The organism is Yersinia sp. 2466 StPb PI (assembly GCF_041538325.1).
Taxonomy (GTDB): domain Bacteria; phylum Pseudomonadota; class Gammaproteobacteria; order Enterobacterales; family Enterobacteriaceae; genus Yersinia; species Yersinia enterocolitica_E.
On the sequence record NZ_JAULSL010000001.1, the window covers coordinates 2,721,278 to 2,742,760 of the forward strand.

The following is a 21,483-nucleotide window of genomic DNA, read 5'->3' on the forward strand; positions in this document are numbered from 1 at the left end:
ATGCTAGCCCGCAGGATGAGCCTTATGGATTAGGCTCATTAATCCTGATGCGCTAATGTAGTCGAGTGATTAGGATAAGTTAACGTCGCTAACAACCCTGTAATTTCAAGTTCACAGGGTTTAACTGGCAGCTAATAGGGGGTGAATCATGTGGCAAGCAGTGAATCGTCTGTTAGGTGAATATCTCGGTCCCGCCGAAATTCGGGAAAGGACTGAATTACCGGGCGGAGATATTCATGAAGCCTGGCGTCTCAGTTATGGTGAGACTGAGGTTTTCGTAAAATGCGATACCCGTGAGATGTTGCCCATATTTACCGCCGAAGCTGATCAACTCGCTTTATTATCCCGCAGCAAAACAGTCCAAGTCCCTGAAGTCTACGGCGTGGGCAGCGATCGCGATTACAGTTTTCTGTTACTAGAGTATCTCCCCCTAAAGCCACTCGATGCGCATAACGCCTATTGTCTGGGCCAGCAATTAGCCCATCTGCATCAATGGAGCGAACAACTGCAATTCGGGCTGGATTTTGATAATGATCTGGCCACCACACCGCAGCCTAATAGCTGGCAGCGCCGCTGGGGGCAATTCTTTGCTGAGCAGCGTATCGGTTGGCAATTGCAATTAGCGGCGGAAAAAGGCATGTCTTTTGGTGATATCGACCAGATAACTGACTTAGTTCACGCACGTTTACAAGGCCACCAGCCACAGCCCTCACTCCTACACGGTGATTTATGGCCAGCTAACTGTGCTGCCAGTGCCCAAGGGCCAGTAATTTTTGATCCCGCCTGTTATTGGGGAGATCGCGAGTGCGACCTTGCGATGTTACCGCTCTACCCTGCCTTACCCGCCCAAATTTATGATGGTTATCAGCGTGTTTGGCCGCTGCCTGCCGATTTTATTGAGCGCCAACCTATTTATCAGCTTTATTATTTATTGAACCGCAGTAATTTATTTGGTGGACAACACTGGATTAACGCGCAGAAAGCCGTTGAGCATTTGCTGCACCCCGAACGTTTTTAGTGAGATACCCGCTCGCTGGTTAGCACGAATAACCCGCCTATTATAAATAGCACCCCCAATTATTGGCTAGCCAACCAATAAGGGTGCTTTTTTTATGACCAACATCTCATAACGAAAGACGCCTTTCCTAAAAAAACATGAACAAAACCACAGATTAGATGCATTTCCACTGACTAATAATGACGTGACACCCTGTTCTTTTTTGCCAGCGACAACCCACGGCAAAAAGCGCTTACTTAAATAAAATCAAAAGCCTTCGTCGAGGAATATCTCATAACCTTCGATAGGCATTCTATTGCCAGTAATTGGGAGCAAGACAAATGGTGGATATGCGTGAGTGGGAAAACCTCGCTAATAAAGAATTAAGCAAACGAGGAAAAAAAATAGAAGATTTGATCAGCAAGACGCCCGAAGGTATTGCGGTAAAAGCACTTTATACCGCCAGTGACCTTGATGGATTAGAGGTTACTGGCTCATTCCCCGGTCTTGCACCCTACGTCAGGGGGCCAAGAGCCACAATGTATGCCGCTCAGCCCTGGACAATTCGCCAATATGCTGGTTTTTCAACCGCTAAAGAATCAAATGCCTTTTATCGCAAAAACCTGGCTGCGGGGCAAAAAGGTCTTTCTGTAGCATTTGATCTTGCCACTCATCGTGGTTATGACTCAGATAACCCACGCGTTTCTGGTGATGTGGGTAAAGCAGGTGTGGCAATTGATAGCGTTGAGGATATGAAGGTTCTGTTCGACCAAATACCACTCGATAAAATGTCTGTTTCGATGACGATGAATGGTGCGGTGCTGCCCATTCTGGCGTTTTATATCGTCGCGGCCGAAGAGCAAGGGGTAGAGCCTGCGCTACTGACCGGCACTATTCAGAACGATATTCTGAAAGAATATCTGTGCCGCAACACCTATATTTACCCACCCAAACCCTCCATGCGCATTATTTCCGACATCATCGCCTGGAGTTCGCAAAATATGCCGCGCTTCAACACTATCAGCATCAGTGGCTACCATATGGGAGAAGCCGGCGCTAACTGCGTGCAGCAAGTGGCTTTTACTATTGCTGATGGTATTGAATATATCAAAGCGGCCTTAAATGCCGGTTTAAATATTGATGACTTCGCCCCACGCCTCTCATTCTTCTTCGGCATTGGCATGGATCTGTTTATGAACATCGCAATGTTACGCGCCGCACGCTACCTCTGGAGTGAGGCGGTCAGTGGATTTGGCGCAACCGACCCTAAATCATTAGCGCTACGAACCCACTGCCAAACTTCAGGGTGGAGCCTGACCGAGCAAGACCCCTACAACAATATTATTCGTACTACCATCGAAGCTCTGGGCGCAACACTCGGCGGCACACAGTCTTTGCATACCAATGCTTTTGATGAGGCTCTCGGCCTACCGACTGATTTCTCAGCACGCATTGCGCGTAATACACAAATAATCATTCAGGAAGAATCGGCAATTTGCCGCACCATTGACCCGCTGGCAGGCTCTTATTTTGTCGAGTCATTAACCGATCAAATGGTGAAACAAGCCAGAACCATTATCAAACAGATCGATGATGTGGGCGGCATGGCCAAAGCCATTGAGGTTGGGCTACCCAAACGGATGATTGAAGAGGCGTCCGCCAGTCAGCAATCACTTATCGATCAGGGAAAACGCGTTATTGTCGGGGTGAATAAATATAAGTTAGAGACAGAAGCTGAAACTCAGGTGTTGGATATTGACAACGTTAAAGTGCGCAATGAACAAATTGCACAACTTAAACGTATTCGCGCCGAGCGAGATAACAGCGCGGTTCAACAAGCATTGCTAAACCTGCGTCATGCGGCGGAAAACCATGAAAATCTACTGGAAGCCGCAGTTCAAGCTGCACGACTGCGGGCAACACTGGGTGAAATCTCAGATGCAATGGAGAGGGTGTTTGACCGCTACCTGGTACCAAGCGAATGCGTTACCGGTGTCATTGCGCGCAGCTATCACCAGAGCGAGAAAGACGCTCAGGAATTTGATCAAATAGTGGCGCAGACCCAAACGTTCTTCAGTGAGAATGGGCGCAGACCCAGAATTCTGATTGCCAAAATGGGCCAGGATGGCCACGACCGGGGGGCTAAGGTTATTGCCAGCGCTTACTCTGACCTCGGTTTTGATGTCGATCTTAGCCCGATGTTCTCAACACCGGATGAAATCGCCCGTCTGGCGGTGGAGAATGACGTTCACGTCATCGGTGCTTCTTCCCTTGCCGCCGGCCACAAAACATTGATCCCCGAGTTGATTGAAGCGCTGCGTCAATATGCACGGCCAGATATTCTGGTGGTGGCTGGGGGGGTTATTCCGCCACAGGACTACGCCTTCTTGCGTGAACAGGGTGTGGCAGCAATTTATGGGCCGGGTACACCAATGCTCGTTAGCGTGCGTGACGTTCTACAACTCATCAGCCGCCGCCATGATTGATATCGACAATATGGCGGACTACGTTCACCGTTTACGCCAGGGAGACCGAGCCGCATTAGCGCAAGCCATGACCCTGGCAGAAAGCCGCCTCCCCCGACATCAGGCATTAAGCGCTCGGCTGTTAGACCGCATTATGCCTTATACCGGTCAGGCTAAACGGCTAGGCGTTACTGGCACACCCGGTGCGGGGAAAAGCACCTTTCTTGAGGCGCTAGGCGAAGAGTTATTGGCACAAGGGCATAAGGTCGCGGTGATTGCCGTTGACCCCAGCAGCCCGATCAGTGGCGGCAGCATTTTGGGCGACAAAACCCGCATGCTGAATCTCTCACGCGCTGAGCATGCGTTTGTGCGCCCGGTGCCGTCAGGGGGCCACCTCGGTGGGATAAGCCAGAGTACCCGCGAGTTGATCTTGCTCTGTGAGGCCGCAGGCTACGACGTCATCATCGTTGAAACCGTCGGCGTTGGGCAGTCTGAAACCGAAGTGGCTGAAATGGTGGACTGCTTTATCTCTTTGCAAATCGCCGGTGCGGGCGATGACCTACAAGGCATTAAGAAAGGCATTGTGGAAATGGCCGATTTTATTGTGATTAACAAAGATGACGGCGACAACCATAGCAATGTTGAAATCGCCCGCCATATGTATCACAGCGCACTGCATATCATTCGCCGTAAATATCCCGCATGGCAGCCACGGGTTCTCACCTGTAGCGCGTTGGAAAAACGCGGTATCCGCGAAGTGTGGCAAGCAGTACAAAGTTTTTGGCCGGTCATGACGCAAAGTGGGCAGCTCACCACCTTGCGCCAACAACAAAATCTTGGTTGGGTGCGTCATCAGGTAGAGGCAAATGCACTTGCAATGCTGTTTTCTCACCCCGAGGTCCGCCAGCACTATCAGCAAATTGAAGATCTGTTACGTCAAAATCAAATCTCGCCGCGAGCCGGTATTAATGACGTAACCCATTTTATTACACAAAAAATTATCAATTAAAGGGAACAACCATGTCTTATCAGTATGTCAAAGTGTTGATTGCCAATCGGGTGGGTATTATTGAGTTCAACCACACACGCAAACTCAATGCCTTAAGTAAGGTGTTTATTGATGATTTGATGCAAGCGCTGCATGACCTCAATCATACCGATATCCGCTGCATTATTCTCCGCGCGCCCGAAGGTTCAAAAGTGTTCTCCGCCGGCCATGATATTCACGAATTACCCACTGGCCGACGGGACCCACTGTCATATGATGACCCACTGCGCCAAATCACCCGAACTATCCAAAAATATCCTAAACCGATCATTTCGATGGTCGAAGGTAGCGTTTGGGGTGGTGCATTCGAGATGATCATGAGCTCAGATATTATTGTGGCTTGTAACACCTCAACCTTTTCGATGACACCGGTGAATCTGGGCGTTCCCTACAATTTGGTGGGTATCCACAACCTTATTCGCGATGCTGGCTTCCATATCGTGAAAGAGTTGATTTTCACTGCCGCGCCAATAACCGCGCAGCGTGCACTTTCGGTTGGTATTCTCAATCATGTGGTTGACCCCGCTGAACTGGAGGATTTCACACTGAAATTAGCCCACGTCATTTCTGAAAAAGCACCACTGGCGATAGCCGTTATTAAAGAAGAACTACGGGTTTTAGGCGAAGCCCACACCATGAATTCAGATGAGTTTGAGCGCATTCAAGGTTTGCGGCGTGCCGTCTACGATAGTGAGGATTATCTCGAGGGTATGAGTGCATTTATGGAGAAGCGTAAGCCTACCTTTTTGGGGCATTAAACCTTCTCAACCAGAGGATTTCTTTATGAAACGGTCATATTGCATAATGAGCGCGGATGAAGCCGCTGAATGTATTGAACATGGTCATATGGTGGTGTTCAGTGGTTTTACCCCAGCCGGAGCGCCTAAGGCGCTTCCTGCCGCTATAGCCCGGCGCGCTATAGCGCATCATCAGCAGCAAAAAGATTTTCAGATTCGTTTACTGACCGGCGCGTCCATTAGTGCTAAAGCTGATGATGAAATGGCTGAGGCTGACGCTATCGCCTGGCGCGCGCCCTATCAGACCGCATCATTATTGCGGGAAAAAATCAACTTGGGTGCGGTCAGTTTTGTCGACCTGCATCTGAGTGAAGTGGCGCAAATGGTTAACTATGGCTTCTTTGGCGACATTGATGTCGCGGTTATTGAAGCCTCGGCGATCACCGCTGATGGCAAGGTGTATCTTAGCAGCGGCATTGGTAATGCCCCGGTTTTTTTACATAAAGCCAAGAAAATCATCATAGAACTCAATCATTATCACAGCCCACGGGTCGCTGAACTGGCTGATATCATCATGCTCGGTGCCCCACCACGGCGTAATACCCTGCCTATCTACCATACGTTGGATAAAGTCGGCCAGCCCTATGTACAGGTGGATCCGAGTAAAATTTTTGCCATCGTTGAAACCGAACTGCCGGATGCCGGTAATAGTCTGGATCGCGAAAACCCACTATGTGAAAAAATAGCCGACAATGTGGTGAGTTTCCTGCTTAATGAACTCAAATTGGGCCGTATTCCACCAGAGTTTCTCCCGCTGCAAAGCGGCGTCGGTAATATCAATAATGCCGTGATGAAACGTCTGGGAGAAAACCCAGATATTCCGCCGTTTATGATGTATTCAGAGGTGCTGCAAGAGTCGGTGGTTCAATTATTAGAAACCGAAAAAGTGATGGGGGTAAGTGCCTCCAGCTTGACCGTTTCCCCCGCCTCATTGAAGAAAATCTATGACAATATGGATTTCTTCTCTACCCGCATTGTATTGCGGCCACAGGAGATTTCTAACAACCCAGAGATCATTCGTCGGTTAGGGGTTATTGCCCTTAACGTCGGGCTTGAATTTGATATCTACGGCCATGCCAACTCGACCCACGTTGCCGGTACGGAATTGGTCAACGGTATTGGCGGCAGTGCAGATTTTGAGCGCAACGCCTATTTGTCGATCTTTATGGCCCCCTCCATCGTCAAAGGTGGAAAGGTCTCCACCATTGTGCCGATGTGTACCCATGTTGATCATAGTGAGCACAGCGTAAAAGTTATCGTTACAGAACAAGGCGTGGCTGACTTACGCGGGCTATCACCCATGCAGCGTGCCACCACGATTATCAATAACTGTGCACATCCGATGTATCGTGACTACCTGCATCGCTATCTGGCACAGGCCAAAGGCGGACATTTGCATCACAATCTGGCGCAAGCATTCCAGTTGCACCAAAATCTGTTCGAATTTGGCTCAATGTTGGCACCTTAATCACCCTCTCGGTCTGAATGTATATAGCCCATGACTTTTTCGATGTGATGATTATTCTTGAGCGAATATAGGTACTCTCGCATATACATGGGCTGATTCGGTGCATCAAAATATTTCAGCTTGGCGGGGTTAACTAACCGATAAGCAAACTGAGGCACTACCGTCAGAAACTGCCCTTGCTCAACAGCACTGATTTTTGCCATAAAGCTGTAGGGGCGATAGATAATAGTGGGGTTAATGCCAATCGCACGGAAATGCGCATCCAGTAGAGCCTCAAAATTTGCCCTATTTTGGAAGCGCATTTGCAACCAAGGCAATGTATTCAACAACTCTAGCGCCTGGATATTCTCAAAGCGACGTGACACTAAAAAACCGAGCCGTAAAGAGGGAAGCTCCGTGGCTTGCAGGGTATCAATATGGGTGACACGTTGTGACGCTTGCTGCGGGGAGATAATAAAATCTACACGGCGATCGAGTAAGTCATCAATCACACTGTTTTCGTTAAACTCAAAAGGCTGAGCGGTAATCCCGTCGTATTTATCGCTGAGACTGAACAATTGATCAAAAATGATGGTTGGGTAAGTGTTATCAATTCCTATCACAATATTCTTCTGACGCTGTGATATAGCCACAATGCTGTTATCTATAGCTGAAAGTCGTTGATAAATAGGAAATAGCTCCTGATAAAGCTCTTGTCCTGCTTTATTGAGGCTGATACTTTTCTCATTACGAGTAAATAAGGAATAACCGACCAATTCTTCCAGCGCCATAATACTTTTGCCGAAAGGAGATGCCGTCATGTGTAATTTTTCAGCCGCCTTCGCCATGCTATTTGTTTGGGCTAACACAATAAAATTACGCATTTTCTTGGAAATGAAAACGTTCATTACTTTACTGATATGACAGAGGAGAGAGTGCTACAGCATAAGGGAATCACATCAGAAATAGTGTGAGTGCAAGAAGAGTATCACTACCATTTTCTGGTAAAATTCTTTCAATACGTTAATTTATTTATATATCAATAAAATAGACAATAAAAAGGCCAGAATGCTGTGTCACACACTGGCTTGTTTCTATACATCTCTATCACTCAGCAAGGCTTTCTTACAACAGAATCACCCTTGAGCCATCAATCCCAACAATTTAAGAACAAAATAGCCCACCACAGCAATCACTAACGGCAAGATATATAAGGTAAAGAACTGCAAGAAGATGGTGTGATGCGGTAAAACCACCTTCTCTTCTAGCTGTTCACGGCTGCGCCCTTCGCTACCTTTGGCTTGTTCCAAAATCAATTGATCTTCAATACCCTCACGAATGTGCCGCACCTGCCGCGACATACGAGCACCAGATGCCTGTAGTGACAAACCGACAAAAATCAGCATATAGATGATAAAGAACATAATATTCGCGGCGGTTAAGCCCTGCTGAAGATCAGGTACTGGCGAGTTGAACCAGAAAACATCCAGAAAAGTGGTATTGAAGCGAATCATATCGGTCATCACATGGATAAAATCCAACATGACCGCATTAATCCCGCTGCTTTTTTGACTATATTGATAGGCAAAATTGATAATTGAGATCAATGTTGACAGCAGTGCTGGAATAAAAACGAGCCACCCTGCAATCCGTTTGATAACAGCGACGCGCCCAGCCTGTTGATAGGTCATGACTTCTCCTTGTAAATACCACAACTTATGTAGCTCTAGTTTACCCGCTACATTCGCTCTTTGTGCAAAATTTTTGCTATAACTCTCACCCTTAACACAAATTCAAGCCTAGCTCATTCGGCGCTTTATCATTAAGTTAATGATAAAGTATTCAGCCCGTAGCTAAAAAAACCACAGGAGTGATGATAAATGGCAACCCCTCACCCGATTAAAGCGGCAATTTTCGATATGGATGGCTTGCTGATAGATTCGGAACCATTATGGCTACAGGCCGAACTCGATATTTTCACCAATCTTGGGCTGGATACATCCTCACGGGATTCATTACCCGATACCTTGGGTTTACGTATCGATTTAGTGGTAAAGCTTTGGTTCCAAGCCATGCCATGGCAGGGTCCTAGTCAGGCGGAAGTGTGCAAACGGATTATTGTTCGGGCGATAGAACTGGTAGAAGAGACCCGCCCGGTGCTGCCAGGCGTTGAGTACGCACTGGACCTTTGCCGCCAACAAGGGCTGAAAATCGGCCTGGCATCAGCATCCCCTCTCCATATGCAAGAGCGTGTGCTGGACATGTTAGGTGTTAGAAATCAGTTCGACTGTCTGGTTTCAGCCGAATACCTGCCCTACAGTAAACCGCACCCTGAGGTGTATCTGAATGCTGCGGCTGATCTCGGTATCGACCCGCTACAATGCGTCACGCTGGAAGATTCGGTAAACGGTATGATTGCGACTAAAGCAGCACGAATGCGCTCTATCGTGATCCCATCGCCTGAATACCGCGCAGACCCACGCTGGGTATTGGCTGATCTTAAGTTGGAATCATTAGAGCAATTGAATAAAAAAGATATAACGTAATATTACCGTATTGATGATAGAGGGCGGTGGAGCCAATGACTCAACCGCCCAAATACCCTTTAGAGGAAATCATCTCGCTTAGGGTTAAAGGTGTCGATTAAAATACTGTTATCTTCCAGTGATACCGCGCCGTGCATCTCATTTTTCACGGCACGATACGCATCACCCGCTTTCAATATGCGTTTCTGCCCTTCAATTTCCACTTCAAAGCTGCCTGCGGCAACATAAGCAATCTGGTCATGAATGTCATGTTTGTGTGCAGTACCAATGGCACCTTTGTCAAAGTGAACGCAGACCATCATCAGATCATCGCTCCAAGTCATTACTTTGCGTTTAATGCCATTTCCTAACTCTTCCCATGGCGTTTCATCATTAATAAAGAACATCTTCATTGTCTCACCTCATTATGCAGAATAAGTTTCTGATGTAGCGTAGTCACAGTTTCACGCTGAATTCTGTCCATTCTACGGGCAAAATTGGCAGATAAGCCATAAATAATCCAAAAATCATGACATCCCTCAAAAATTAATAAAACATCATTTCATTTTTATTGAATTAACTTCCCGCAAACACTATCATCATCAGCATTACAAGAAACACTCGGTCAGACATCAGACCAGTACAAGTTGTCAGCAACAATTGTCGACATCATGCGCTTGTTTGAGCCGGTCTTGCTTTCTGAGTTGGGTTTTACCCACCAAGATACTGTTCTGTAAAAGAGGTACTGACATGCAAGTTCGCCAAAGCATCCATAGCGACCACGCGAAACAGCTTGATACTGCCGGTTTGCGCCGTGAATTTTTGATCGAAAATATATTCACCGCAGATGAGTACACCCTGACCTATAGCCACATTGACCGCATCATCGTCGGGGGTATTTTGCCCGTCAGTAAAGCAGTCAGCATTGGTGATGATGTAGGTAAACAACTGGGTGTCAGTTACTTTCTGGAACGCCGCGAATTGGGCGTTATCAACATCGGTGGCTCAGGACTTATCGTTGTTGATGGTCAGCGTTATGAAATTAACAATGAAGAAGCATTGTATGTGGGTAAAGGTGCGAAAGAGGTGCAGTTCAGCAGTATCGACAGCACAAAACCTGCCAAGTTTTACTACAACAGCGCGCCAGCACACACCACTTACCCGAACAAAAAAATCACGTTGGCAGAGGCCGCACCGCAAACATTGGGTGATGATGCCACCAGCAACCGTCGCACTATCAATAAATACATCGTGCCTGATGTGTTGCCAACCTGCCAACTGACCATGGGTTTAACCAAACTGGCTCCCGGCAATCTGTGGAATACCATGCCTTGTCATACCCATGAACGTCGTATGGAAGTCTATTTCTACTTTGATATGGACGAAGAAACAGCGGTGTTCCACATGATGGGCCAGGCACAGGAAACACGTCATTTGTTAGTCCACAACGAACAAGCTGTGATTTCACCAAGTTGGTCTATTCATTCTGGCGTGGGCACTAAGCGTTATACCTTCATCTGGGGCATGGTCGGTGAAAACCAAGTCTTCAGTGATATGGACCACATCGCTGTTAGCGAATTGCGTTAAGCGTCACCAACCGAATCCGTCCTTTGGGCGGTTTTCTCCCCAATATTGAAATCGCGGCAATCTTTGACCGCCTTGAGAGAGATGTTAGCTATGATTTTAGATTCCTTTGAATTGAAAGGTAAAGTTGCACTGGTTACTGGCTGTGATACAGGTTTGGGCCAAGGCATGGCGATCGGTTTAGCCGAAGCCGGTTGTGATATCGTGGGTATCAACATTGTTGAGCCACGTGAAACTATTGATAAAGTGACTGCACTAGGCCGCCGTTTCCTTAGTCTGACGGCTGACCTGAGCAAAATTGAGCACATTCCTGCCCTGTTAGAACAAGCTGTCGCTGAATTTGGTCAAATCGATATTCTGGTCAATAACGCCGGTATCATTCGCCGTGAAGATGCGATCAACTTCAGCGAGAAGGACTGGGACGATGTCATGAACGTTAACATCAAAACCGTGTTCTTTATGTCTCAAGCGGTTGCTAAACAGTTCATCAAACAAGGCCATGGCGGCAAGATTATCAACGTGGCATCAATGCTGTCTTATCAAGGTGGTATCCGTGTGCCATCTTACACCGCATCGAAAAGCGCAGTCATGGGTGTGACTCGTCTGTTAGCTAACGAGTGGGCTAAACATGGCATCAACGTGAACGCAGTGGCACCGGGTTACATGGCAACCAACAATACCCAACAGTTGCGTAAAGATGAAGAACGCAGCAAAGAGATCCTTGACCGTATCCCTGCTGGTCGTTGGGGCTTGCCTGATGATCTGAAAGGTCCAGTGGTCTTCCTGGCATCTAAAGCATCTGATTATATCAGCGGTTACACCATCGCGGTTGATGGCGGTTGGTTGGCTCGCTAAGCCGATAATCATGACTAATTTGAGTTAAGGTCTATCTGGCGGAGTTATTCGCAATATTTTGACTCAAAAACGCATCAAGGCACAACTTCTGTTGTGCCTTTTTTATTACTTATTTATCAATTAGTTAACAAATAAATCTACCGGTAAATTTCTGCCAAAAGCGCAAAAATAAAAAATTCAAAACAACGTTCCGACTCCGATCACACTTTTGTCATTCGCTCAATGACTCGTCAGTAAATACAAATATAATAGATTGTGAAACGACGTTTCTATTTATAAGGAACCTTAAACCGGTTCTATCCTGATGTTCGATGATGGGGTTATGGCAATGGATTTTATAGGCAACATTAAAGGCAGCGACGCAATGATGATTAACTGGCTCAGCGCTATTCGCAGCTATGTTGATCTGGTCCAGTCTATTGGCCATAGCAACCAAAACCCTACCCCCCTGCTAGCTGATGGCTTTGATGTGCTGACACATCAACCGGTCGTATGGGAATTTCCTGATGGCCACAATACACCAATATCTAATTTTGCCAGTCAGCAAAACTGGTTGCGGACATTGGATGCCCTCAGTCTGGTGACTCAGGATCCGCAATATCACCAACAAGCACGAGTGCAAAGCAGCTATTTTATGCACCTTGGCGTTCATGAGCAAAGCGGGTTGTTTTACTGGGGCGGCCATCGTTTCCTCAATCTGGATACATTAACGACCGAAGGGCCAGAATCAAAAGCGCAAGTACATGAACTGAAACATCATCTGCCCTATTACGATTTTCTGGTCACTGTTGACCGGGAAAAAACACTTAATTTTTTACAGGGTTTTTGGCACGCCCATGTAGAGGATTGGCAAACGCTGGATCTGGGCCGCCACGGTAGCTACGACAAATTACGCGACCCACATGTGTTTACCCATGCTCGCCGCGATGTGGTTAATCCTACTGACTTACCGCGCCTTCCTGAAACCAAAGGCCTGACCTTTGTGAATGCGGGTACTGACCTGATTTATGCCGCATATAAATATGCTGAATATACCGGTGATATCGCTGCTGCTGCCTGGGGGAAACATCTCTATCGTCAATATGTATTAGCCCGTAACCCAGAAACCGGTTTACCGGTTTATCAGTTCAGTTCGCCACAACAGCGTCGCCCTATCCCGGCGGACGATAATCAGACCCAATCTTGGTATGGCGATCGTGCCAAACGTCAGTTTGGTCCAGAATTTGGTGACATTGCTCGCGAAGCTAATGTGCTGTTTCGCGATATGCGCCCGCTACTGATTGATAACCCATTGGCGATGTTAGATATTCTGCGCCAACAACCCGACGAACAAGTCTTGCAATGGGTTATTGATGGCTTAAAGAACTACTATCGTTTCGCTTATAACGTTGAGAGTAATACATTGCGCCCGTTATGGAACGATGGACAAGACATGAGCGGCTATGTATTGCTGCGGGATGGTTACTATGGCGCCAAAGGTACGGTTATTTCGCCATTCCCATTAGATGTTGATTATTTGCTGCCATTAGTTCGCGCCTGGCGCTTGAGTGAAGATGAAGAGCTGCTGGATCTGATTGGTGTGTTACTGCACCGCTGGCAGTTTGCTGAATTGAACAAACAAAAACGCCGAGCATCATTGATGGTGGGTAAAAAACCTGCTGCCACTGCACACCTATTGTTGGCCTTAGTTGAACTGGCAGAACACTGCCAATGTAGCCGATTATTTGAATTAGCCTGGCAAGTTGGCGATGAACTATTTAAACAACATTACCATCGCGGCCTGTTTGTTGAATCGGCTCAACACCGTTATTTCCGTATCGACAATCCAATTGCATTAGCAATATTGGCCTTAATTGCAGCAAAACAAAATAAGTCTGCTGCTATGCCTCAATTTATTACCAATGGTGGTTACATTCATGGAGATTATCGGGTGAACGGGGAAAACCGTACTCTGTATGATATTGATTTTATTTATCCGACGCTTTTGAATCAGTAATTTTATTTATCTTTCATGTTATTAAAAATAGGTAAGCATTATGAATGAAAACAGAATGCTGGGGTTAGCCTATTTATCGCCTTATATACTCGGGTTGATAATATTTACGGCTTTCCCCTTTGTATCATCCTTCTTTCTCAGTTTTACTGAGTATGACTTAATGAACCCTCCCGTATTTAACGGGATCGAGAATTATCGTCATATGATTCTTGAAGATGATTTATTCTGGAAATCCATGGGCGTTACATTCGCTTATGTTTTTCTGACTATTCCTTTAAAACTGGCATTTGCTCTAGGGATCGCTTTTGTACTGAACTTTAAATTACGCGGTATTGGCCTGTTCCGTACTGCTTTCTATATTCCATCAATCCTCGGCAGCAGCGTTGCAATTGCCGTGTTATGGCGTGCCCTATTTGCCATTGATGGCCTGTTAAACAGCTTTATTGGCGTGTTCGGGTTTGATGCCATCAACTGGTTGGGAGAACCAGCGCTGGCGCTGACATCCGTGACATTACTGCGTGTCTGGCAGTTCGGTTCCGCCATGGTTATCTTCTTGGCTGCATTGCAGAACGTACCGCAGTCACAATATGAAGCAGCCATGATTGATGGTGCCTCTAAATGGCAAATGTTTATGAAAGTTACCGTGCCACTGATCACGCCGGTTATTTTCTTTAACTTTATTATGCAAACCACGCAGGCGTTCCAAGAGTTTACCGCGCCGTACGTTATTACCGACGGTGGACCAACTCACTATACGTATTTATTCTCGCTCTATATCTATGATACCGCGTTTAAATACTTTGATATGGGATACGGTGCTGCACTGGCCTGGGTATTATTCCTGGTAGTCGCCCTCTTCGCCTCAATTGCATTTAAATCATCTAAATATTGGGTCTTCTACTCCGCCGATAAAGGAGGAAAAAATGACTGACGTACAACAAACTTCCAACCAGAAGAAATTAGATCTGGCGCAGGAAATTGCTAATGCGGAAATTAGCCGCACAGAACGCAAAGCAAAAGTCAGTGCTGCTTTCCGCTACATCATTTTGATTATTGTCGGTCTGATGATGCTTTATCCGCTGCTGTGGATGTTCTCTGCGGCGTTTAAACCCAATAATGAAATTTTCACCACATTAGGATTATGGCCAGAAAACGCAACCAGTGATGGTTTCGTTAATGGTTGGAAAACCGGTACTGAATATAACTTCGGTCACTACATGCTTAACACCTTTAAGTTTGTAATCCCGAAAGTCATTCTGACTATTATCTCTTCCACTATCGTGGCATATGGTTTCGCACGCTTTGAGATCCCATGGAAGAAATTCTGGTTTGCAACATTGATTACCACCATGTTGCTGCCAAGTACTGTGTTATTGATTCCGCAATACATCATGTTCCGTGAAATGGGCATGCTGAATAGCTACTTACCACTTTATTTGCCGACGGCCTTCGCCACCCAAGGGTTCTTCGTCTTCATGCTGATTCAGTTCCTGCGTGGTGTACCACGTGATATGGAAGAAGCGGCACAGATCGACGGTTGTAACTCGCTACAGGTGTTGTGGTATGTGGTTGTGCCAATCTTGAAGCCGGCCATTATCTCTGTCGCACTGTTCCAGTTTATGTGGTCAATGAACGACTTTATCGGCCCACTGATTTATGTCTACAGCGTAGATAAGTACCCGATAGCGCTGGCTCTGAAGATGTCAATTGACGTCACCGAAGGCGCACCGTGGAACGAAATTCTGGCAATGGCAAGCATCTCCATTCTGCCGTCCATCATTGTTTTCTTCCTGGCTCAACGCTACTTCGTGCAAGGCGTAACCAGCAGCGGAATTAAAGGTTAATAGAGGATTTATCATGGCTGAAGTCATTTTCAATAAATTAGGCAAAGTTTACTCCAACGGTTTCCGCGCGGTTCATGGCATTGATCTGAAAATCCATGATGGCGAGTTTATGGTTATTGTTGGTCCATCAGGCTGTGCTAAATCCACCACTCTGCGCATGCTGGCAGGTCTGGAAACCATCAGTGATGGCGAAGTTCGAATTGGTGATCGGGTGGTCAATAATCTGGCACCTAAATCACGTGGTATTGCCATGGTGTTCCAGAACTATGCGTTATATCCGCACATGACAGTGAAAGAGAATCTGGCCTTTGGCCTGAAACTGAGCAAGCTGCCAAAAGATCAGATTGAAGCGCAAGTCGCAGAAGCGGCCAAAATCCTGGAGCTGGAAGACCTGCTGGACAGACTGCCGCGCCAGTTGTCAGGTGGCCAGGCACAACGTGTGGCAGTAGGCCGGGCGATTGTGAAAAAACCTGATGTTTTCTTGTTTGATGAACCGTTGTCGAACCTCGATGCCAAGTTGCGTGCCTCAATGCGTATCCGCATCTCAGATTTGCATAAGCAATTGAAAAAAAGCGGCAAAGCAGCAACAACTGTTTATGTTACCCATGACCAGACCGAAGCCATGACCATGGGTGACAGAATCTGTGTAATGAAACTGGGCCACATCATGCAAGTTGATACCCCGGATAATCTCTACCACTTCCCTACCAACATGTTTGTTGCAGGTTTTATTGGCGCACCGGAAATGAACATCAAACCGAGTACGCTGGTAGAAAAAGAGGGGCAGATTGGCCTGACAGTTGGCCAATACACTCTGGTATTGAGTGAAAAACAGCAAGCCAAAGTGGCCGCCCATGCCGGAGAAAAAGTGTTCTTTGGTGTACGTCCAGAATTTATTCGCATGTCACAACAACCCTTTGCCAATAACCATTCGCAAGGTGAATTAGTTCGTGTGGAAAACATGGGGCATGAATTCTTCTTATACATCAAGGTTGACGACTTTGAATTGACTTGTCGCTTACCGTCTGATGAAGCACGGCCAATTATTGAAAGTGGCCTGCATCGCACCGTGTACTTCCAATTTGATATGGATAAATGCCATATCTTTGATGCAAAAACAGAAAAAAATATCTCTCTTTAACAGGAGCAGTACCCAATGAAAAAAGCGATCCTACACACGCTGATAGCATCCACTCTGGCTTTATTATCACATCAGGCTTTTGCACAGGATGACGTTAACCTACGCATGTCATGGTGGGGGGGCAATGGGCGTCATCAAATGACACTTAAGGCTCTGGAAGAGTTCCACAAGCAGCACCCCAATATTAATGTTAAAGCAGAATACACTGGCTGGGACGGTCATCTTTCTCGTCTGACGACGCAAATTGCGGGTGGAACTGAACCTGACGTTATGCAAACAAACTGGAACTGGTTGCCCATCTTCTCCAAAGACGGCACTGGCTTCTATGACTTAAATAAAGTGTCAGAGCAGTTGGATTTGGCTCAATTCGATCCGAAAGAACTGCAACAGACTACCGTTAATGGCAAATTAAACGGTATCCCGATTTCAGTGACAGCGCGTATTTTCTATTTTAATGACGCGACCTGGGCTAAGTCTGGTTTAGAGTATCCTAAAACGTGGGACGAATTACTTAAAGCAGGTTTAGTATTTAAAGAAAAACTGGGTGACCAATATTACCCTGTGGTATTAGAGCACCAGGATACTCTGGCATTAATTCGCTCTTACATGACACAAAAATACAACACCCCGACTATCGATGAAGCTAATAAAAAGTTTGCTTATACACCAGAACAGTGGGTTGAGTTCTTTACTATGTATAAGAAAATGGTTGATAACCATGTAATGCCATCCACTAAATACTATGCATCATTCGGCAAAAGTAATATGTACGAAATGAAGCCGTGGATTAATGGTGAATGGGGTGGTACTTATATGTGGAACTCCACCATTACTAAGTATTCCGATAACCTGACTAAACCAGCAAAATTGATACTTGGCCCTTATCCGATGTTGCCAGAGGCAAAAGATGCAGGTCTGTTCTTTAAACCTGCTCAAATGCTCTCTATTGGTAAATCGACTAAGTATCCTAAAGAAAGTGCCATGCTCATCAACTTCCTGCTTAACAGCAAAGAAGGTGTTGATGCTATGGGCTTAGAGCGTGGTGTACCACTGAGTAAGACTGCGGTAACTCAACTTCGTGCCAGCGGTGTAATTAAAGATGAAGACCCATCTGTTGCTGGTTTAAATATGGCATTAGAACTGCCACATGAAATGAAAACGTCACCATACTTTGATGACCCGCAAATCGTTTCATTGTTCCGAGATGCAATCCAATATATCGATTATGGTCAGAAATCTGTTGAAGAATCTGCGGAATACTTTAATAAACAAGGTGACCGTATCCTGAAACGCGCCATGAGATAATCTGTAAATCTATTTAACTTAAGTGGTTATTAAACCCTGCCATTGATTTGGCGGGGTTGTTTTGTTTTATAAATAAAAAATAATAATAGCCAATTAGATCGCCATCACAAATTAATATCTGATTAAAAAATTAATCTCTAAGAAAGATCTGGATCACACAAATAATTATCCATATAAATAGAATATGAATCCACATAAAGTGAAACGTTGTTTCTTTGATTGTGGAATTGTTTTTTAGTCGTATGTTGATTTTTATAAAATTGTTAATGATTGTTGTTTTAAATAACCATAACCCTGGGATTATATAAAAAATGAAATTTAAATTACTTACTTTGGCAGTGGCATCTGTTATCAGTTTTAGTTCTGTTGCAACAACAATTGACTATCGGCATGAAATGAAAGATACCAGTAAATCTGATCATAAAGATCGTTTACTGATCTCCAACCGTTTTGCCAATGGTTTTGGTTTATCTTTAGAAGGGAAATGGGGCCAGCACAGCTCTGATACTACGCCTAATAAACCATTTAATGAGCAAGTCAGTAATGGTACCGAAGTGGTTGCCAGCTACGTCTATCAATTCAACAAAACATTCCAGATTGAGCCTGGTTTCTCATTAGAGTCATCATCTGACTCGAACAACTATCGCCCTTACCTGCGCGGTAAAGTGTCCTTTACTGATGATTTCTCTACCTCACTGCGTTATCGCCCATATTACAAGCGTAACCAGCCAGCTCAGACCAAAGCAACAGAGAAAGGCCATGAGTTCACCATGCTGTTTGCTTATAGTTTCTTGAAAGACTATTCAGCAGAATACGAATTAAACTACAAGAAATCTGAAGATGAAATTCTGGCAAATAAAGAAAAAGAAGAATGGAGTCATGATCTGAAAATTGCTTACAAATGGGATAAAAACTGGAAGCCATATGTTGCTATCGGCAACGTAGCAGGTAGCAAAACGACTGACGAGCGTCAAACTCGCTACCGTGTCGGTGTGCAGTACAGCTTCTAATTATTATGTTGTTATGAGTACCCTCATCATTATTTGTTAAATTATGCCCATACCCGTATTACTTTGGGGAAAAGTCGACTCCCGGTCACTTTTCCCCTTTTTTTATCAATGTAACTTCATTTCAGCCCAAGACCTGATATTTCCCCCCTGAATACTCACGTTAAACTCCCTGCTCTCAGCCAGAGAAAAATGAGACATTTAGTTACAGCGTAACGGCTATCCACGCCAAGATAAATCTCATATACTGGATAAATCAACAGCTACAGACTCGGAATTCAAGTATGACAGGGGAAGGACACCTTATTTTTTCTGTCGCCTGCGCTATCTTTGCCAAAAAAGTCGGTCTTACACCGGAACTGGCACAGGGTGACTGGTGGCATATTATCCCTGGCGCCCTGCTAACTTCCCTGCTACCCGATATTGATCACCCAAAGTCAATCCTTGGCCAGCGGTTAAAGTGGCTCTCCACCCCCATTGCCCGTGCATTTGGCCATCGTGGGTTTACCCATAGCCTATTGGCCGTTATTGGTGGTGTGGCACTATTTCAAATGGACATCTCACGCGATTGGATTATTCCCGCAGATGCGTTCCATGCAATGATTATTGGCTATTTCAGCCATTTGCTAGCGGATATGCTCACACCTGCTGGCGTACCGCTGTTATGGCCTTGCCGCTGGCGATTCTGTATCCCGCTATTACGCCCACAAAAAGGCAATCAATTAGAACGCGTATTCTGTGTTCTATTAGTTTGTTTTTCCGTCTATTGGCAAACTGATACCACCATTCCCTTGCTATCCTATATGGAACAATTGAAAAACTTTCGACTGTGATCACATTTTAATGGGTTAATAATCACCAATTTGAATGTATTCCATACAAATCAGGGTAAAAATTTATATAAAATTCCTTTTGGATATAAGTGAGCCTGAAGAGGAACTGCTACCATATGCGGCTAATTGCACCATGACGGTGCTTGGCTCTGTTCTAGATAAAAATAGTAATAGAATATGTGCCAGTATTTAAAATAATAATTTGGAGATATGGGGATGAACCTTCCGCTTGTGATTAACGTGCTGGTATTTGTAGCACTGCTATTACTATTGGCACAAACCCGGCATAAACAATGGAGTCTGGCCAAGAAAGTTTTGGTTGGCTTAGCACTGGGTGTGCTGTTTGGTCTGAGCTTGCAATGGGTATACGGTGCTGATAACCCGGTACTGAAAGAGTCCATCACCTGGTTTAATATTGTCGGAAATGGTTATGTGCAATTATTGCAGATGATTGTTATGCCGCTGGTATTCGCCTCAATCTTGAGTGCTGTCGCTAAACTGCATAATGCCTCTTCGCTAGGTAAAATTAGCGTACTGACAATCGGTACGTTGCTTTTCACCACCTTAATTGCTGCTCTGGTTGGCGTGCTGGTTACCAATCTGTTTGGCTTAACCGCTGAAGGCTTGGTACAAGGTACGCAAGAGACAGCACGTTTGAGTGCCATTGAAAGCAACTACTTAAGCAAAGTGACGGATTTGACAGTGCCGCAGTTGATCCTGTCGTTTATTCCGAAAAACCCGTTTGCCGATTTGACCGGGGCCAGTCCGACCTCAATTATCAGCGTGGTGATTTTCGCGACGTTCCTCGGTATTGCCTCACTGCAATTGCTGAAAGATGATGTCGAGAAAGGACAACGCGTATTAGTTGCTATTGATACGCTGCAAGCTTGGGTGATGAAACTGGTACGTCTGGTGATGAAACTGACCCCCTACGGCGTATTGGCACTAATGACCAAAGTTGTCGCTGGCTCTAATATTCAAGATATTATCAAGCTGGGGAGCTTTGTCGTTGCCTCCTACCTTGGTCTGGCGATTATGTTTGTGGTCCACGCCGTGTTGCTGTCATTCACTGGCATCAATCCGTTGAAGTTCTTCCGCAAAGTCTGGCCGGTGCTGACCTTCGCCTTTACCAGCCGCTCCAGCGCCGCCAGTATTCCGCTGAATGTGGAAGCTCAAACCCGCCGCTTGGGTATCCCGGAGTCCATCGCCAGCTTCTCTGCTTCCTTTGGTGCCACCATTGGGCAAAATGGCTGTGCTGGCCTCTATCCGGCGATGCTGGCCGTAATGGTCGCACCAACGGTGGGAATCAACCCTCTGGACCCAGTATGGATTGCCACACTGGTTGGGATTGTAACCATCAGTTCTGCCGGTGTTGCCGGTGTGGGCGGTGGTGCAACCTTCGCCGCGCTGATTGTTTTGCCGGCATTGGGCTTGCCAGTTACATTGGTTGCTTTATTGATCTCGGTTGAGCCATTGATTGATATGGGCCGGACCGCGCTGAACGTCAGCGGTTCAATGACCGCCGGTACCATTACCAGCCAATTGATGAAACAGACCGATAAAGAGATTCTCAACAGCGACGATGATGGCGATTTAGCCCATCAGTAACCGACGCTAATTAGTCACTCTATTGTGATGG

At 45.9% G+C, this 21,483-nt stretch carries 19 protein-coding genes; 16 read left to right on the forward strand and 3 right to left on the reverse strand.

Annotation, left to right across the window (positions count from 1 at the left end; translation table 11 throughout):
- The first annotated feature begins 148 nt into the window (after window positions 1-148).
- From Q2T72_RS12320 to Q2T72_RS12340, 5 genes are all read left to right on the forward strand, one after another.
- A complete protein-coding gene (locus tag Q2T72_RS12320; RefSeq protein ID WP_083158677.1) occupies window positions 149-1,018 on the forward strand; it encodes a fructosamine kinase family protein in 870 nt (289 codons plus the stop codon).
- Window positions 1,019-1,338: 320 nt separating this feature from the next.
- Window positions 1,339-3,483, forward strand: coding sequence for a methylmalonyl-CoA mutase (gene scpA / locus Q2T72_RS12325; protein WP_083158676.1), 2,145 nt, complete (start codon window positions 1,339-1,341; stop codon window positions 3,481-3,483).
- Window positions 3,476-4,471, forward strand: coding sequence for a methylmalonyl Co-A mutase-associated GTPase MeaB (meaB, locus tag Q2T72_RS12330; RefSeq protein WP_372569242.1), 996 nt, complete (start codon window positions 3,476-3,478; stop codon window positions 4,469-4,471). The genes scpA and meaB overlap by 8 nt, the downstream gene beginning before the upstream one ends.
- A gap of 11 nt (window positions 4,472-4,482) precedes the next feature.
- Window positions 4,483-5,268 (forward strand): methylmalonyl-CoA decarboxylase, encoded by a 786-nt coding sequence (gene scpB, locus Q2T72_RS12335; protein ID WP_083158674.1) that lies wholly within the window; start codon window positions 4,483-4,485, stop codon window positions 5,266-5,268.
- 25 nt (window positions 5,269-5,293) lie between these two features.
- Entirely contained in the window at window positions 5,294-6,775 is a 1,482-nt protein-coding gene (locus Q2T72_RS12340) for a succinate CoA transferase (RefSeq protein ID WP_083158673.1), read from the forward strand.
- On the opposite strand, the gene Q2T72_RS12345 is transcribed toward Q2T72_RS12340, so the two are convergent.
- Both Q2T72_RS12345 and Q2T72_RS12350 read right to left on the reverse strand, forming a co-directional pair.
- Window positions 6,772-7,662 (reverse strand): LysR family transcriptional regulator, encoded by an 891-nt coding sequence (locus tag Q2T72_RS12345; protein WP_083158672.1) that lies wholly within the window; start codon window positions 7,660-7,662, stop codon window positions 6,772-6,774. The two genes, Q2T72_RS12340 and Q2T72_RS12345, sit on opposite strands and share 4 nt — an antisense overlap.
- A gap of 228 nt (window positions 7,663-7,890) precedes the next feature.
- Window positions 7,891-8,445, reverse strand: a complete 555-nt coding sequence (locus Q2T72_RS12350) for a YniB family protein (RefSeq protein WP_083158671.1) — start codon at window positions 8,443-8,445, stop codon at window positions 7,891-7,893.
- A 189-nt stretch (window positions 8,446-8,634) separates the two neighbouring features.
- Here Q2T72_RS12350 and hxpB point away from each other — a divergent pair, with 189 nt between their 5' ends.
- Window positions 8,635-9,300: a hexitol phosphatase HxpB gene (gene hxpB / locus Q2T72_RS12355; protein ID WP_372569243.1), complete on the forward strand. Its 666-nt coding sequence runs from the start codon at window positions 8,635-8,637 to the stop codon at window positions 9,298-9,300.
- Window positions 9,301-9,359: 59 nt separating this feature from the next.
- Here hxpB and Q2T72_RS12360 read toward each other — a convergent pair whose 3' ends face one another.
- Window positions 9,360-9,692 carry a cupin domain-containing protein gene (locus Q2T72_RS12360; RefSeq protein ID WP_032905805.1) on the reverse strand — a complete coding sequence of 111 codons (333 nt, stop codon included), beginning with the start codon at window positions 9,690-9,692 and terminating at the stop codon, window positions 9,360-9,362.
- Window positions 9,693-10,029: 337 nt separating this feature from the next.
- On the opposite strand from Q2T72_RS12360, the gene kduI reads away from it, so the two are divergent.
- The 10 genes from kduI to Q2T72_RS12410 all read left to right on the forward strand — a co-directional run bounded on the left by kduI (window position 10,030) and on the right by Q2T72_RS12410 (window position 21,452).
- Window positions 10,030-10,866, forward strand: a complete 837-nt coding sequence (gene kduI, locus Q2T72_RS12365) for a 5-dehydro-4-deoxy-D-glucuronate isomerase (protein WP_083158669.1) — start codon at window positions 10,030-10,032, stop codon at window positions 10,864-10,866.
- Window positions 10,867-10,956: 90 nt separating this feature from the next.
- Window positions 10,957-11,718, forward strand: coding sequence for a 2-dehydro-3-deoxy-D-gluconate 5-dehydrogenase KduD (kduD, locus tag Q2T72_RS12370; RefSeq protein WP_005182925.1), 762 nt, complete (start codon window positions 10,957-10,959; stop codon window positions 11,716-11,718).
- Window positions 11,719-12,046: 328 nt separating this feature from the next.
- Complete coding sequence (locus Q2T72_RS12375) at window positions 12,047-13,714, forward strand: pectate lyase (protein ID WP_083163598.1); 1,668 nt, start codon at window positions 12,047-12,049, stop codon at window positions 13,712-13,714.
- A gap of 40 nt (window positions 13,715-13,754) precedes the next feature.
- Window positions 13,755-14,645, forward strand: coding sequence for a carbohydrate ABC transporter permease (locus Q2T72_RS12380; protein ID WP_083158668.1), 891 nt, complete (start codon window positions 13,755-13,757; stop codon window positions 14,643-14,645).
- Window positions 14,638-15,558 carry a carbohydrate ABC transporter permease gene (locus Q2T72_RS12385; protein WP_083158667.1) on the forward strand — a complete coding sequence of 307 codons (921 nt, stop codon included), beginning with the start codon at window positions 14,638-14,640 and terminating at the stop codon, window positions 15,556-15,558. The genes Q2T72_RS12380 and Q2T72_RS12385 overlap by 8 nt, the downstream gene beginning before the upstream one ends.
- A 13-nt stretch (window positions 15,559-15,571) precedes the next feature.
- Window positions 15,572-16,699: an ABC transporter ATP-binding protein gene (locus tag Q2T72_RS12390; protein ID WP_083158666.1), complete on the forward strand. Its 1,128-nt coding sequence runs from the start codon at window positions 15,572-15,574 to the stop codon at window positions 16,697-16,699.
- A gap of 15 nt (window positions 16,700-16,714) precedes the next feature.
- On the forward strand, window positions 16,715-18,004 hold the full coding sequence (locus Q2T72_RS12395) for an ABC transporter substrate-binding protein (protein WP_083158665.1): 1,290 nt from the start codon (window positions 16,715-16,717) through the stop codon (window positions 18,002-18,004).
- Window positions 18,005-18,315: 311 nt separating this feature from the next.
- Window positions 18,316-19,014, forward strand: coding sequence for an oligogalacturonate-specific porin KdgM family protein (locus Q2T72_RS12400; protein ID WP_083158664.1), 699 nt, complete (start codon window positions 18,316-18,318; stop codon window positions 19,012-19,014).
- Window positions 19,015-19,295: 281 nt separating this feature from the next.
- Window positions 19,296-19,844, forward strand: coding sequence for a metal-dependent hydrolase (locus Q2T72_RS12405; RefSeq protein ID WP_005182936.1), 549 nt, complete (start codon window positions 19,296-19,298; stop codon window positions 19,842-19,844).
- A 216-nt stretch (window positions 19,845-20,060) separates the two neighbouring features.
- The gene (locus tag Q2T72_RS12410) at window positions 20,061-21,452 is read left to right on the forward strand and encodes an L-cystine transporter (RefSeq protein WP_372569244.1); all 1,392 of its coding nucleotides are present in this window, start codon (window positions 20,061-20,063) and stop codon (window positions 21,450-21,452) included.
- The last annotated feature ends 31 nt before the right edge of the window (window positions 21,453-21,483 follow it).